Below are 15,350 nucleotides of genomic sequence, written 5' to 3' on the forward strand. Positions count from 1 at the left end.
GGGCTTAATCTGGGATTACCATAAAAGGAACCACAGGACGATATCCTATATTTTTTATGACAGGTTCCCTTGTAAAACGTTCCAAAATGCTGTGTTTATAATTAATCATCACTAACATATCAATCTCTAAATCCTCAATAAAATCAAAAATCTCATTGGTCTTATTGGTATAATTTGGCATGGAATGAAAACTATGATCATAACTGGCCAAAAGCTCTTTCAATAGTGTATAATTATTTCTTTGTTCGGCACTTAACCTACTCTTCTCCTGAATATGAACCACCCGTATTCTAGTACCAAATAATTGAGCCATGGTGAACAAAGGCTGTAAATCTTCTGCTCTATAGGGTCTCATGTAATTGGTAGGAAAGGCTATTTGTTTAGGGATGTGAAAATGGTAATTTTCAGGAATCACCATCATTGGACACAAAGACATCCTAAAAATCATGCTCACAGTATTACTCCCGAAAAAGATTTCCTTGGCTCCTGTAGCACCTTTGGTACCCATCACCACCAAATTAATGTTGTATTTTTTGATACTTGCATTAATGGCGTCATTGATGCCTTCCGTACTGAATACAATCTCAAACTGATGCTTTGCATTGGTATGCGCAGCTTCGGCCATCTCCTTTAAATCCCTCAATTCCTTAAGCGCATTCTCACTAAGTACTTCATTAAACTTTTTAGACATATTAGACATCGCTGAAATCTTGGCATTTACAGCATTTAAAAAGTAAAAGGTACAATCTTCGGTATTCAATAACTTCATGGCATAAACGGCCGCATTCCAAGCATTATCAGAGAAATCTGTCGGTATTAACACATGATATTCCATTACCAGGTACTTTAAAGATATTTCCTTAAATTTAAGAAAAATAGCGCATTTAACCTATGACAAATATCACCTTAACCAATTGAAATAATGATATTTAGAAACAATTGGAAAATTCTAGATTATGAAAGCAAAATTAATTTTAATGGCAATTTTGGTTGCAAATGTTTTTACATCATGCAAGCAAGAAAAAAAAGATGACGCTTTAGAGAATTCGGCAACGATATACTTTAATGGAGATATCATTACTATGGAAGGAGATGAAGCCCAATATGCCGAAGTTCTGGTTGAAAAAGAGGGGAAAATAGTTTTTGTTGGCAAGTTAGCAGATGGAGAAACAAAGTACAAAAACGCAAAAAAGCATGACCTTGAGGGCAGAACACTTGTACCAGGTTTTATAGATGGCCATGCACATTTCAGCAGCTTTGGCTCGCAAGCAGTTTGTGCAAATTTACTCGCCTCTCCTGACGGAAAATGCAATACTATTCCTGAACTTATATCTGAACTAAAAGATTGGTATGATAAAAATGGAGTAGATAAAACCAATGGTTGGATTGTTGGATTAGGATTTGATGATGCCGCACTTCAAGAGAATCGATTTCCAACTAAAGAAGATTTAGACCAGGTTTCTACGGAGTTGCCCGTGATGGCTTGTCACATATCAGGGCATTTCAGTGTAGTAAACTCTAAAGGGTTGGAATTATTGAATATCACCAAGGATACCAAGGACCCCGCTGGCGGTATTATACGAAGAATGCCTAATAGCCAAGAACCGAACGGCGTTATGGAAGAGTTAGCGAGTATTCCCGCCATGTTAAAGGTATTAACACCAAGTTCTCCTGAATTAGGTGATTTTTTTATTGAAAAAGGATTTGAACTAGCTACCAGTTATGGTTACACTACGGCTCAAGAAGGACGGGCTATGGAAAACCATCTTCAATTGGCAGATTATGCCAAACGTGGAAAAATGCCGATAGATGTCAATTCTTATGTTGATTATATGTACCCTCAATACATGGAAAGTGAGTGGTATGGGAAGAATTACAAAAATCACTACAGAATCGCTGGTATTAAACTAACTCTAGACGGTTCTCCACAAGGCAGAACAGCATGGAGAACTGTACCTTATACGTTACCCCCTGATGGGCAAAATACGGATTATAGTGGATACCCTGCTATTGCAGACGATAATGAAGTTGCTAGAATTGTAGACATGTCCTTAAAAAATAATTGGCAAATGCAAGTACACTGTAACGGTGATGCTGCACTTGACCAATGGTTGAAAGCACTTGAACCTGCAGTTGAAAAGTACGGAAACAATGATAGGCGTAACAGTCTTATACATGGGCAGTTAATTAGAATGAATCAAATAGATAGCCTTAAGAAATATGATATTGTAGCATCCCTTTTCCCAATGCACACATTTTATTGGGGAGACTGGTATAAACAAATTATAGGTGAAGAAGCAGCCATGCACATTAGCCCTATCAAAACATGCTTAAAAAAAGGTGTACATGTTACTAGTCATACTGATGCTCCAGTTGCTTTACCAAATCTAATGATGATTATGCATACTACCGTGAACAGGGTTTCACGCAGTGGAGACATTATAGGCAAAGATGAACGTTTAACGCCTTATGAGGCCATGAAATGTATCACAGCTTGGTCGGCATACCAGTTATTTGAAGACGACATTAAGGGCACTTTAAGTGAAGGTAAACTGGCAGATTTGGTAATTTTGGATAAAAATCCATTGAAAATTGACCCTATGAACTTGAGAGACATTAAAGTTCTGGAAACTATCAAGGAAGGGGAAAGCGTTTATAAACGAAATTAACTGTTACCAACAAAGTATAAAATTAATTGCAAGGACATTACTCATTTGAAAAAATCCATTCGGCTTTTCCACTCTCTCTGTTTGTAAGCTGTTTTTGGCTTATTCAAGCAACTAACTTTACACATACCGATAAACACTAAAACCAAGACTTTATCACTCAAACCTTCTTGAAAACACACAAGCAACTACTTATCAACAACTTATCTATATCGATTCAAAATTAACATTCATGACAATCATCATGTTTTTTTAATTTAAATTTGAGTAAATTCACTGATTAACAACATTTTAATATCACAGCCATGATCAAGACATTAAACCAAAAGGAATGTTATGCGGTACTTGCAAGGAATTACATTGGTCATTTGGCATACATGTATTACCACCAACCTTTTATAGCTCCCATTACCTATTTTTACGATGCGGCCAACCATTGGATTTTGGCATACTCTTCAGAAGGCCATAAAATTATGGCCATGCGCAAACACAACGATGTGGCGCTACAAGTAGAGGAAGTAACCTCTGTAAACGAATGGAAATCGGTTTTGATCCACGGCAGTTTTGAAGAACTTAAGGGCAGCTACGCCAAAGCTCAGTTACACAGTTTCTCTTTGGGTGTAAAAGATTTAATCATGATAAAGGAACATAAAGATGTTGATTTTTTGAGTGAGTTTTCCAGTAAAATCCATCTCGGGGAAGTTCCTGTTGTTTATGTCATTAAAATTGATACCATCAACGGAAAACTTAGGGACGATCACGGCAGTTAATAACCTTACTTCACATTTGTCGCAGTCCTGTAAAAGCAACTTTCCAGCATCTTGTAGAGTTCGGTATGTTTCTTTTTCATACGCTCTGGATTTTCGAAAAAATACTCAGAAGCCACCGCAAAAAATTCCGCCTCATTAGTACCTCCATAGTTTCTAATATCCGATTTGTTGTTATTAATAGCCTCCATTTCCTTATGGATCATCTTTAACCAAGGAATCACATAAGCGTGCCGTATCAAGCGCTCCGGTACCCCATCGGTCACTCCGTCCATTTTATCAATAAGGTGCACAAACTCATGAATGCCCGTATTGGTTTTAGAAGAACTTTTTGAGAACCCATGGCGCAAGGCCTTTTTGGAGAGGATCATTTGGTTTTCCAATCTACCGGTTCCCACCACTCCAGCAATGATGCGATTGTCCTTTTTGTCTTCAAACTCAAAGTCTTCATTAAAGTTGTCAGGATAGAGCAATACCCCACTTAAATTAGTATAGTGCCACTCCGGAAACCCAAAAACAGGAATCACCGCACTAGCTGCAATAAGGATTTTATCCAATTCTTCAAGTTCCACTTGCACTCCCTCCAGATACACTTCACTTAAAAACTCCATCATTCGTTTTTGGAAGCGTTGTTGTTCCTTTGGAGGTAAATCTTCATAAAACTCCACATGTTGCAGTAATAAACCATGCCACTGCTTTGGAAAAGGCTTCGCTGGTTTACGTTTCAATTTGGAAAGGGCATATACCCCAAAGGCCAACAGTAATAAAAATGCAATAGTAGTAACCATAGCTTAAAATAGTGATTGCCCTTCAAAAATAAATGAAAGTAACCACAAATGGAATTTTTAATCATTGAACCTTAAGCAGAATATAATCCCCCATGAATCAAATTCCAAAATGTCTTCAAAAAATACTTTTCCAATCTAAAAACTTAATAATACATTTGGCACAATAAATGTTAAATACATTTGTAGTCTAAACAAAGCCCTATGAACAAAATTCGCTTAGCACTGGCCGCTTCCTTTTTGGTTTCCGTGCTTTCTTTTGCCCAAAACAATGCTGTTGGCGCTGGGGAAACCCTTATATTTTCAGCCTCCTATAACATGTCTGGAATTCTAACCGAGCTGGCACAAGTTAAAATGGAAACCAGCGAGGTTAACACTTCCAAAGCGACCTTGCTGCGCCTGAAATGTACCGCAGCTACCTATAGCAAATGGGACAATTTCTTTAAAATTAGAGACCTTTACGAAAGCTATGTGAGCCCAAAAACACTAACCCCGTACTTGTACAAAAGAGAAATAGACGAAGGTGGCTATTACAAGTTTATGCAATACAAATACAGCCATAAAAGCAATACCGTAAAAAGTCTTAAAAAGAAGAAAAAGAAAGGTGGCGGTTTTAATGAAGATAACACTACTGTTTCCATAGGTAAAACTACAAGGGATTTGGTAAGCACTCTTTACAAATTGCGAACTTTGGACCTTGACGGTTTATCCAACGGTACCACAAAATCCTTTAAAGTATTGTTCGACAACAAAGAGAACATTGTCAATTTTAAATATTTAGGTACCGAAACCATCGCTACCAGCCTTGGGCAAAAAACTTGTTACAAATTGGCCATTTCCATCAATAACAGTGATGTGCTAAAAGGTACCAACGATAACTTGCTATGGTTGACCGCCGATGCCAATAAAATTCCGGTCTATGCCAAATTTAAGATTGCGGTAGGTAATGGCGAATTAAAAATTAAATCGGCTACGGGCCTAAAAAACTAAGAGCATGAGAAAAGTATTGATCGTTTTAGGATTTATCACCAGCCTTTTGGCTGTTATTCTAGCATTAACGCCCCTATCCAACCTTGCATTTATCCCCGCCATATTGGCATTTTTGTTGGGGCTTTCCATCTTTGTTGTTTCCAAAAAGCAGAACAAGTCCAAAAAAGTGTTGCAGTATATTTTCCTGTTGACCATCATCACCTTGGGCCTTTCCATCTACAAATCGGTATTTCATACGATAGAAGTTGGTAATACTGAAGAGTTACAGGAACGTGCCAAAGAATCGGAAGAAAATTCTAAGGAAATTTTGGAAGAATTAGACATTGATGAAGAGGATCTTGAAATAGAAGACATCGATTTGGATACAGAAGATATTGAAATTGATGAGGTTGAAGACCTCGAGTTTGAATAACCTACACAACACAAATTTTAAGGAATACTTCGGTATTCCTTTTTTTTTCGCTTTATTTGACTGACAATTAACACAGTACAATGAAGCTTTTCATTTTCACTTCTGTTCTTTCCATTGTTGGGTCTTGTGCCACAAAAAAGTATAGTGAGCGCATTGAGGACCTAAAGGCTAGCATTGTTTTTGAAGACCGACAGACCGTAGAACATTACGCCAGTACTATTACCCCCCAAGAATTAATGGATTATGTTTATGAATTGTCATCTGATCAATATCAAGGTCGCAAAACGGGAGAACCAGGACTAAAGGAAGCCGCCAATTACCTTAAAGATTACTACCAAGCCCAAGGCATACCTTCTCCCTTGGAAGACCAAAGCTATTTCCAAACGGTTCCAAAATCCTTTTTCATGGATAGTCTTAACAGCTCTCAAAATGTCCTGGCCTATATAAAGGGAAGTAAACACCCTAAGCAAACCATCATTATTACAGCCCATTTAGACCATGAAGGAATGGAAAATGGACAAATCTATAATGGTGCCGACGACAATGCCTCTGGAACCGCCGCTTTAATGGAAATGGCTGAAGCCTTTAACGAAGCGAAAAAAAATGGGAATGGCCCCAAACGCAGTATTTTGTTCCTTCACCTTACCGGAGAGGAAGAAGGACTCATGGGATCCAAATTCTACATAGAACATCCTATAGTACCTCTTAAAAAAACCGTTGCCAACCTGAATATTGATATGATAGGTCACGTTGATGATATGCATCTCAACAATCCCAACTATGTGTATGTTATTGGAGCCGATAGGCTGAGTACCGAACTTTACTATATTTCTGAAACCGCCAACACTACCTTTACACAGTTGGAATTGGACTATAGATTGAACCACATAAACGACACCAACCATTACTTCTCCAGATCCGATCAATACAACTTTGCCCAAGCGGGAATTCCTGTGATTTTCTACTTCAATGGCGAACACGAAGATTACCACAAACCTACAGATACTGCCGAGAAATTGGATTACCCCCTATTAGCCAAACGCACACAATTAATCTTCTCTACGGCCTGGTATTTGGCCAATTCCAAACATAAATTGGCACTTGACAAGGACTAAAACTGTGTTAAAGCCTTTTATTTTAAACTACTCTGTTTAATAGAATTATTACATTCGCAGGATTAATTTTTATCTATATTGCATTCATTATCTTTTAATTTTTGCCCTTAATGAAAAACATTTTTGCTTTAGGCTGCCTTACGTTGTTCCTCTACAGCTGTAGCAGCTCCAAAAAAAACGAACACTTCAGCCTTACGCCTACATTTGCGGATCCTACGGTATATGCCCAAACTATTACCTCAAACGAACTCAAGGAACTTCTTTATACTTATGCTTCCGATGAATTTCAAGGAAGGGAGACTGGCACCGAAGGACAGAAAAAAGCAGTAGCATTCCTAGCCCAGCAATACCAAAATATGGGAGTGCCCTCGCCTATGGGAGATACTTATTTCCAAAACGTTCCTTTAGAGATCCAGAGCTTTCCCGAAACCAATATTTCCATAAACGGAAAAGCCCTGCCCTGCTTTGTTGATTACTCCCCACTAGGCACACCTTCAACACAACATATAGGGGCCAAAGAGATTGTGTATGTTTCCTATGGCATTGAAACCGACACTTATTCCAATTACAATAACATCGATGTAAAGGACAAGATTGTTCTTATGAAAGCAGGTGAACCACAAAATGAGGATGGCAGCTTTGTTACCTCTGAAACAAAAAAATCTACCATTTGGACCTCCGGTCGCGGAGCCAGAAATTTAAAAAGGGACGTTGCGATAGCAAAGGGCGCCAAAGCAATCATCTTTATGGATGATGTCTCCTTTGGACGCGTTTCCAACTACTATCAAAAAAAATCAGAAAAGAGTGATCATGGTGCTATGGCAGTTCAAGGAGATGTCCTTAGCATTCCACATTTCATAATCAACGATATTGTTGGAAAATCACTCTATAAAAATATTCTAACAGATAACAGCTCCAAATCCATCAAAACCGATATCGAGATTGACATTACCACGGAATCGGACAGCATAAAATCTGAAAATGTTTTGGCCTTTATCAAAGGTTCCGAAAAGCCGGATGAAATCCTGGTGATTTCCTCCCACCTAGACCATGAAGGCATCAAAGATGGACAAATTTATAACGGTGCCGATGACGATGGTTCTGGCACAGTAGCCCTTTTGGAAATTGCAGAAGCCTTTAAAACTGCTGTAAAAGAAGGCAAAGGTCCCAAACGTTCTATTTTGTTTTTACATGTTACCGGAGAGGAAAAAGGACTCCTAGGTTCTAAATATTATACCGATTTCGCCCCTGTTTTTCCATTGGAAAACACCATTGCCAATCTGAACATTGACATGATTGGCCGTGTCGACGATAAACATACAGACAGTCCAAACTACTTGTATATTATAGGATCTGATCGTCTAAGCACCGAATTGCACCAAATTTCGGAAGCTACTAACGAAACATACACCGAAATGACCTTTGATTACACCTACAATGCCGAGAACGACCCTAACCGTTTTTACTATAGGTCTGATCACTACAACTTTGCAAAACACAACATTCCGGCTATTTTCTATTTCAATGGTTCCCATGCCGATTACCATAAACCAACCGATACGCCGGACAAAATAGCCTACGATTTATTGGAAACCAGAACACGCCTTGTATTTTACACAGCCTGGCAATTGGCCAACCAAGAACAACGTATAGTAGCCGACAAAGCTGTTCAATAAAAGATAAGGAACTAATAAAAAAAGCCTTCCAATATGGGAGGCTTTTTTTTTAAGAATAAACCAATCGTTGAACGGACACCATAATCCTTGGCAGTTCAAAAAAAGCACGTAATTTTGAATTAATACAACAGGCTTAAAACAATTACAATGAAAACAAGATACTTAGGAAAAAATGGATTTGAAGTCAGTGAAATTGGCTTAGGAACCTGGCAAATTGGTGCCGATTGGGGAAAGCAATTTTCTTCTGATAAAGCACTGGATATTTTAAACACTGCCGTTGAAAACGGTATCACCTTTTTTGACACTGCCGATGTTTACGGCAATGGCCAAAGCGAAAGTTTTATCGGGGAATTTTTAAGGCAAACCGATAAGGACATTAAAGTGGCTACCAAATTTGGCCGCGGTGGCGATGTCTATCCAGCTTCCTATACCAAAGATGCCATGAAGATTGCCATCGAGCATTCCCTACAACGTTTGGATGTAGATGCTTTGGATTTACTGCAATTGCACTGTATCCCTACTGCCGAAATGCAAAAGGGTGACGTTTTTGACTGGTTACGTGATTTTAAAAACGAAGGGCTCATCAAAACCTTTGGAGCCAGTGTTGAGTCGGTTGAGGAAGGCTTGCTATGTCTAGAGCAAGAAGGACTACAGTCCTTACAGGTTATTTTTAATATTTTCAGACAGAAATTGGTCAATGAATTACTGCCTCAAGCCGAAGCTAAAGAGGTGGGGATTATTGTCCGTCTACCTTTAGCCAGTGGTTTGCTGGCTGGTAAATTCACTAAAACCACCACCTTTGAAAAAGAAGACCACAGAAACTACAATAAGGATGGTAATGCCTTTAATGTAGGTGAAACCTTTGCCGGATTACCGTTTGAAAAAGGCGTAGAATTGGCAGACGCCCTAAAGCCTTTATTACCTGAAAGCATGACCATGGCACAGTTAGCTTTGAGATGGATTCTAGACCATAAAGCCGTGTCTACCATCATTCCTGGGGCCAGTTCCCCAAATCAAGCACTAGCCAATACCCTGGTATCTGAACTTCCTCCGCTATCAAAAGAACTACACGCAACACTTGCTGAATTTTACGAAGCAAACGTACACGAGTTGATCCGTGGGGTCTATTAAAAACTTTACTTGACTACATATTCCATTATCAAGGGAACTAAGAATAATTGATGACAATTAAACTTGGTTCCCCTATTTTATAAAGTCCCTTAACTCTTCCCTTGGAGATTAAACGGCACCATAATTCCAACTTATTTTACTTAGCATCATTTCATTATCATTTTTGTTGTATCTTAGTTATGAAGTCTTTACACTTTATCTTGTGACGGCTTGATCAAGAAATTGCGTTTTTTACGTAATGTGCATTTTCATCCTAAGCCCCAATACCTCCCAAAATACAACCGACCGTTCCCTAAGAACAAAAGCTATTCTAGCTGAAACCCCAAACATCACAACCATAAAAAACATTTCTTTTCACTACCTAAAAGTAGGGAAAAGCTGATGCAACTTATCCTGTATATGAATATGTAACCAACAAATAACAGCCTTATGGAAGTATTGATTGTAGATGACGAAAGAGATATTGAAACCTTGTTTCGTCAAAAATTCAGAAAAGAAGTAAGAAATCAAAATCTAGAATTGTTGTTCGCCTTTTCTGGTTCTGAAGCCTTGGAGATCTTGGAACGAGAAAACCCTCCCAAAGTGGTTTATGTGTTTTCCGATATCAACATGCCAGGCATGACAGGCTTGGAATTATTGGACAAGATTAAATCGCAATTCCCAAACATCACTGTAAGTATGATTTCAGCCTATGGCGACAGTGAAAACTTTGATAGGGCCATTCAATCCGGTGCCAAGGAATTCTTCACAAAACCAATCGACTTTGAATCCCTAAGAAGAGAAATCCATCAAATGTTATAACATTCAATAACTAGAACAACTGACCATGTATAAGCAAAAACCAATATTCTTAATCGGATTTTATTGCGTGACCATAAGCTTAATGCTCTTTTCATGCCAACAAAAGATTCCTGCACCGCCGTTACCAAAATGGGACATGGAATACCTTCCCCCAATAGAGAAAAAAATAACCTTTCCTAAAAAAGACACCATCAATTGGGACTCCATCCCCACAATTAAACTGGCTCCCTTACCTACAAAGAAATTAGACTTAGAAAGTATCCCTTCCAAACCTTTTGTTATAGACGATATTACCAACATTGAAGGCCAAATAGAGTCTGAACACTTAGATTTAAATGAACTCCCCTCTGCCTCTTTCAATTTGGATTCCCTCCCCACATTCACCTTTGAATTAGAAACCATAACATTAGGGGAGCCTGATATCCTCGAGGCAGGACCTTTAGCAAATATAAGCGGTACCTCTAGAGGGATTCAAACGGGAGGTCAAGCATTTGGATTAAATGGCTCCCCAAACAATATCATAAAAGACAACAATGGTTTTTTGTGGATTGGAACCCAAATAGGGATAGCTCGATATGATTCCCATAAATTTGAGTTTTATGGAACTGACCAAGGTCTGGATTTATCTCAATCGTTTTGCCAATTTATGGATTCAAAAGAGCGCATTTGGATTCAATATCAAAATGGTTTGTGGGTTATAGACCCGTCCCAGAAATTGGCCTCTAAAATCATTAGTGATCTCCCTTTAAATGCTGGATATAGTTTTGATGAAGATAAACAAGGTAACATTTGGTATCCCGATATTGAAAAAGGCTATCATATAATAAATCTAGAAAGGAAAACAATCAAAAACATTACTCCAAAAGAAGGACTACTCGAATCCACCCCTCCAATTTACATCTCTCCTTTAATAGACAATGAAGGCTACATATGGCTATCTTCTTTTAATGGTGTAAACATTCTTGATTTAAAAAAAGGTAAAAATAAATCCTTAGTTTTTGAAAAAGAAAAAGATAGTTCCAGAAATCAAATCGTATCAATCGAAGAAGACTCCAAGGGTAATATATGGTTAGGAGGACTTGATGGCGCTGCCTTTATAGACAAGAAAAATGCTACCTACAATAGACTACCTCTCGGAAAATTTATAACAAACTATGCAGGTACCACTTCTATATATGAAGATAAACATAAAAATATTTGGTTAGGAACTGATCTGGGAAGCATTTTAAAATATGATCAATCCAAGCAAACTATTGAAAAATTTAATTTGAATAATTCTAGAAAAAACAAATTTATCAGTCCTCTAAAGGAGGATTACCAAGGTAATATTTGGACCACGACAAAATTTCAAGACGAAACTTTATACAAAATAAACATAAATGAAGGAAGAGCTGGCAATTTTACTTCCGAGGATGGTTTGTCAAATGATAGCATCTGGAGCAACATCATGCTCAATGACAAAAGCATTTGGATTGGCTCTACAGGTGGAATAGATATTTACAATCCAAATACAAAGTCTATAAAAAAATTAGGAGTTAAAAATAATTTATTACAAAAGAGGAATCCCTATATGTATAAAGATTCCCAAAATCGAATTTGGTCTACAGCCGTCAATCCTGCTGGCGTTACTATCATAGATCCACAAAAACAATACATTCAATATTTAACTAAAGATCAAGGATTAGCGGGTGCGTATAGATCTAAAATTGAAGACAAAAATAGTAATTATTGGCTAGGAGGTATTGATGGCAATATTACCTTTCTAAATAAAGAATTAACAGAGACAAAAACAATTCAATTAGATACGGTTGGAAGCGGAACCATTATTTATTCTTTAAGTAAAGATGCAAATAACAACATTTGGGCCTCCACATCTGGAAATGGTATTTACCGCATAGATCCAAAACATCAAACCATTGAACACTTCACTTCTGAAAACGGATTTTTAACAGATAACTTAAACTTCATCCATATTACGATTTCAAACCAACTTTGGATTTCCTCTGACCGAGGTGTTTATCTTTTTAACCCCAATGACGGCTCCATTAAAATATTTCAAAAAGAACAAGGTTTGATATCTAATGATGTTTACGACATTATCACTCATAACAGCAAAGTCTATCTTGGCACCCTTAGAGGGATTAACATATTGGAAATAATAGATAGAGAGGACTCTTTAAATGAACAATGGCAGGTCACCACTATAGCAGAGGAACAAGGTTTACAATTTTTGGATGTGGCTTTGGGAAGTTCCATGATTGATGATAAGGGAAGGTTATGGATAGGCATTGAAAATGAAATCCTATCCATCATCGATGACATAAAGCCGGATACCACTGCTTTAAAAGCTTATATCTCAGGAATCAATCTTTATGACACTCCCATTAACTTTAAAACTGCCCTCCTAAGTATTGACAGTGAAAAACAAGGATTAAAGACACCCTTGGACCATAGTAATTACTTAAATAGCAATGGTACCTCCAGCACTTTAGATCCCAATGTTGAATACAACGATATTGAAGGGCCTTATAATTTACCTTTAGAATTACAACTGCCCCACAATCAAAATTACATCAGTTTTAATTTTAATGCGTTGGCATATTCCAATCCAAACTCAGTGGTCTATCGCTATTTTTTAGAGGGCATTGACAAAAACTGGAGCAATATCATCAGCGAAGCAAAAAGTGAAAATTATAGAGATCTTCCCCCTGGGGATTACACTTTTAAGGTCATTGCTAAGGGCTATAACAATGTATGGAGTAAGCCAGTAGAATTAAGTTTCAGCATTATTCCTCCATGGTGGAAAACCTGGTGGGCTTATTTGGCTTATGTAACCCTGTTTGCCTTAATCCTTTACAGCATTAGCAATTACCGTTCCCAATGGTTAAAAAAGGAAAACCGTATCCTAGAAGAGCGCGTAAAACATCGCACGTCCCAATTGGAGAAAAGCCTTCACGACCTTGAAGCCACCCAAACCCAACTTATCCAATCCGAAAAAATGGCGAGTCTAGGAGAGTTAACCGCGGGTATTGCCCATGAAATACAAAACCCTCTCAATTTTGTCAATAATTTTTCGGAAATCAACACCGAACTTATAGAAGAGCTTCAAGCCGAAAGACAAAAACCAGAAAGCGAAAGAGACCTTGAACTAGAAGAAGAACTCATGAGAGACATCGCTGCCAATGAGGAAAAAATTAGGCACCATGGCACAAGAGCTGATGCCATTGTAAAAGGCATGTTACAGCATAGTCGCAACAGTAGCTCGGACAAAGAATTGACAGACATTAACAAATTGGCAGATGAATACATGCGTCTTTCCTATCATGGCCTTAGGGCTCGCGACAAGTCCTTTGTGGCCGGCATGCAGATGGATTTGGACGACTCAATCCCAAAAATAATGGTAGCTCCCCAAGATATTGGCCGCGTATTGCTAAACCTCATTAACAACGCTTTTTATGCCGTCAATGAAAAGAAAAAAACAGCCCCTGCCGACTATAAACCAATGGTTACTGTTGCAACAAAACAAGTGGGCGACCAAATTGAAATCAATATTATCGATAATGGCCATGGCATCCCAGCAGAGGTGGTGGACAAAATTTTCCAGCCCTTTTTCACCACAAAACCCAGTGGTCAAGGAACAGGATTAGGATTATCATTATCATATGATATCATTAAAACCCATGGCGGCACCTTAACCGTTAAAACCAGTGAAGGTAAACCTATAAATATTAACAATGTATCAGAAAAGGATCTAGACAAGGGAACCATGTTCACCATTCTTTTACCTATCAACAATGAAGATACAAACCAAAAGTAAGAGGTATAGCAACAAAACAAGGGAAGATCTTCATTAAGTAGATGGAACATTATGAAAACAATATCATGATATCGACTGTAGAACAACCAATTAAAAGTTACGGATTTAAACCTAATTAGTTATGTCAAAAATATTGGTAGTAGATGACGAACCGGATTTAGAGGTTCTGATAAAGCAAAAATTCAGAAAGCAAATTAGGCAAAAGGAATATGAATTTTACTTTGCCCAAAACGGCAATGATGCGCTAGACAAAATAGGCGATTTACCCGATTTAGACATTGTACTCAGCGACATCAACATGCCTGAAATGGATGGCCTTACCCTACTTTCAAAATTAAGCGAACAAAAACCTCTTCTTAAAGCGGTGATCGTTTCGGCTTATGGAGATATGGAAAACATCCGTACAGCCATGAACCGTGGTGCTTTTGACTTTATCACCAAACCCATCAATTTTGAAGATCTCACCCTAACCATGGAAAAAACCCTTGACCATGCCCGCTATATCAAGCAAACTATACAAGCCGTCAAGGAAAACAACATCCTAAAAATGTACGTGGATGAAAGTGTCCTCAACTTTATGAATAGCCGTGAATTTGAAGTCACCATCATGGATAACGAAACCATTGAAGCTACCACCATTTTTATTGACATCTGTGGCTTTACAGCTATTAGCGAAAATGCAAAAGCTAATACGGTAGTAGCACTAATAAATGCCTATTTCGATGAAATGGTAAAAGAAATCATGGCACAAAATGGCTATATCGATAAATTTATTGGGGATGCTATTATGGCTGTGTTTAGAGGGGAATATCATTTAGATCGCGCTATAGATGCCGCCTTGGCGGTAAGAAATAAAATCAACAGTCTTCCACAAATGAGCAATGATTTGGCATTTACCCCTAAAGTATCCATCGGAATTAAAAGCGGGGAAGTCATTTCAGGGAATATTGGATCGGCTAGTTTAAAACGTTTGGACTATACCGTAATTGGAGATGCCGTAAACACTGCCGCCCGATTACAGGATATCGCCAAGGAAAATCAAATCATCATTAGCGAAGACTGCTACGAAAAAGTAAAAGAGTCCTTTATCTGTGAAAAAATAGGGAGCATTTCCCTAAAAAATAAAAGTGAACCCGTAACCATCTACCAAGTCATTGAATAGGTTGGTTTTGTTTATCCTCTAAAAATAT

12 protein-coding genes are annotated in these 15,350 nt (G+C 38.0%); 10 read left to right on the plus strand and 2 right to left on the minus strand.

Annotated elements, in window-relative coordinates:
- Nucleotides 1–4: 4 nt before the first annotated feature.
- Complete coding sequence (locus ZA05_RS16875) at nucleotides 5–835, minus strand: universal stress protein (protein ID WP_053992859.1); 831 nt, start codon at nucleotides 833–835, stop codon at nucleotides 5–7.
- Between the two features lie 121 nt (nucleotides 836–956).
- Between ZA05_RS16875 and ZA05_RS16880 the strand changes: the two genes are divergently transcribed.
- On the plus strand, nucleotides 957–2,669 hold the full coding sequence (locus ZA05_RS16880) for an amidohydrolase (protein ID WP_053992860.1): 1,713 nt from the start codon (nucleotides 957–959) through the stop codon (nucleotides 2,667–2,669).
- A gap of 302 nt (nucleotides 2,670–2,971) precedes the next feature.
- Entirely contained in the window at nucleotides 2,972–3,436 is a 465-nt protein-coding gene (locus tag ZA05_RS16885; protein ID WP_053992861.1) for a pyridoxamine 5'-phosphate oxidase family protein, read from the plus strand.
- A 5-nt stretch (nucleotides 3,437–3,441) separates the two neighbouring features.
- Here ZA05_RS16885 and ZA05_RS16890 read toward each other — a convergent pair whose 3' ends face one another.
- Complete coding sequence (locus ZA05_RS16890; protein WP_053992862.1) at nucleotides 3,442–4,221, minus strand: zinc-dependent peptidase; 780 nt, start codon at nucleotides 4,219–4,221, stop codon at nucleotides 3,442–3,444.
- 201 nt (nucleotides 4,222–4,422) lie between these two features.
- Between ZA05_RS16890 and ZA05_RS16895 the strand changes: the two genes are divergently transcribed.
- From ZA05_RS16895 to ZA05_RS16930, 8 genes are all read left to right on the plus strand, one after another.
- Complete coding sequence (locus ZA05_RS16895) at nucleotides 4,423–5,208, plus strand: DUF3108 domain-containing protein (RefSeq protein WP_053992863.1); 786 nt, start codon at nucleotides 4,423–4,425, stop codon at nucleotides 5,206–5,208.
- 4 nt (nucleotides 5,209–5,212) lie between these two features.
- Nucleotides 5,213–5,620, plus strand: a complete 408-nt coding sequence (locus ZA05_RS16900; protein ID WP_197276115.1) for an FUSC family protein — start codon at nucleotides 5,213–5,215, stop codon at nucleotides 5,618–5,620.
- A gap of 80 nt (nucleotides 5,621–5,700) precedes the next feature.
- Nucleotides 5,701–6,735 (plus strand): M28 family metallopeptidase, encoded by a 1,035-nt coding sequence (locus ZA05_RS16905; RefSeq protein WP_053992864.1) that lies wholly within the window; start codon nucleotides 5,701–5,703, stop codon nucleotides 6,733–6,735.
- A 110-nt stretch (nucleotides 6,736–6,845) separates the two neighbouring features.
- Complete coding sequence (locus ZA05_RS16910) at nucleotides 6,846–8,411, plus strand: M28 family peptidase (protein WP_053992865.1); 1,566 nt, start codon at nucleotides 6,846–6,848, stop codon at nucleotides 8,409–8,411.
- Nucleotides 8,412–8,558: 147 nt separating this feature from the next.
- On the plus strand, nucleotides 8,559–9,542 hold the full coding sequence (locus ZA05_RS16915; RefSeq protein WP_053992866.1) for an aldo/keto reductase: 984 nt from the start codon (nucleotides 8,559–8,561) through the stop codon (nucleotides 9,540–9,542).
- A 429-nt stretch (nucleotides 9,543–9,971) separates the two neighbouring features.
- A complete protein-coding gene (locus ZA05_RS16920; protein WP_053992867.1) occupies nucleotides 9,972–10,343 on the plus strand; it encodes a response regulator in 372 nt (123 codons plus the stop codon).
- 82 nt (nucleotides 10,344–10,425) lie between these two features.
- Nucleotides 10,426–14,160, plus strand: coding sequence for an ATP-binding protein (locus ZA05_RS18105; RefSeq protein WP_231632515.1), 3,735 nt, complete (start codon nucleotides 10,426–10,428; stop codon nucleotides 14,158–14,160).
- A 121-nt stretch (nucleotides 14,161–14,281) separates the two neighbouring features.
- Nucleotides 14,282–15,322 carry an adenylate/guanylate cyclase domain-containing protein gene (locus ZA05_RS16930; protein ID WP_053992868.1) on the plus strand — a complete coding sequence of 347 codons (1,041 nt, stop codon included), beginning with the start codon at nucleotides 14,282–14,284 and terminating at the stop codon, nucleotides 15,320–15,322.
- The last annotated feature ends 28 nt before the right edge of the window (nucleotides 15,323–15,350 follow it).

Origin of the sequence: Mangrovimonas sp. TPBH4 (assembly GCF_001280505.1) — a bacterium.
In the GTDB taxonomy this organism is placed as follows: domain Bacteria; phylum Bacteroidota; class Bacteroidia; order Flavobacteriales; family Flavobacteriaceae; genus Mangrovimonas_A.

Excerpts from the sequence above, each read along its gene's own strand:
- ZA05_RS16875 (WP_053992859.1), bottom strand. The coding sequence starts at position 835 with ATGGAATATCATGTGTTAATACCGACAGATTTCTCTGATAATGCTTGG.
- ZA05_RS16880 (WP_053992860.1), top strand. The coding sequence starts at position 957 with ATGAAAGCAAAATTAATTTTAATGGCAATTTTGGTTGCAAATGTTTTT.
- ZA05_RS16885 (WP_053992861.1), top strand. The coding sequence starts at position 2,972 with ATGATCAAGACATTAAACCAAAAGGAATGTTATGCGGTACTTGCAAGG.
- ZA05_RS16890 (WP_053992862.1), bottom strand. The coding sequence starts at position 4,221 with ATGGTTACTACTATTGCATTTTTATTACTGTTGGCCTTTGGGGTATAT.
- ZA05_RS16895 (WP_053992863.1), top strand. The coding sequence starts at position 4,423 with ATGAACAAAATTCGCTTAGCACTGGCCGCTTCCTTTTTGGTTTCCGTG.
- ZA05_RS16900 (WP_197276115.1), top strand. The coding sequence starts at position 5,213 with ATGAGAAAAGTATTGATCGTTTTAGGATTTATCACCAGCCTTTTGGCT.
- ZA05_RS16905 (WP_053992864.1), top strand. The coding sequence starts at position 5,701 with ATGAAGCTTTTCATTTTCACTTCTGTTCTTTCCATTGTTGGGTCTTGT.
- ZA05_RS16910 (WP_053992865.1), top strand. The coding sequence starts at position 6,846 with ATGAAAAACATTTTTGCTTTAGGCTGCCTTACGTTGTTCCTCTACAGC.
- ZA05_RS16915 (WP_053992866.1), top strand. The coding sequence starts at position 8,559 with ATGAAAACAAGATACTTAGGAAAAAATGGATTTGAAGTCAGTGAAATT.
- ZA05_RS16920 (WP_053992867.1), top strand. The coding sequence starts at position 9,972 with ATGGAAGTATTGATTGTAGATGACGAAAGAGATATTGAAACCTTGTTT.
- ZA05_RS18105 (WP_231632515.1), top strand. The coding sequence starts at position 10,426 with ATGCTCTTTTCATGCCAACAAAAGATTCCTGCACCGCCGTTACCAAAA.
- ZA05_RS16930 (WP_053992868.1), top strand. The coding sequence starts at position 14,282 with ATGTCAAAAATATTGGTAGTAGATGACGAACCGGATTTAGAGGTTCTG.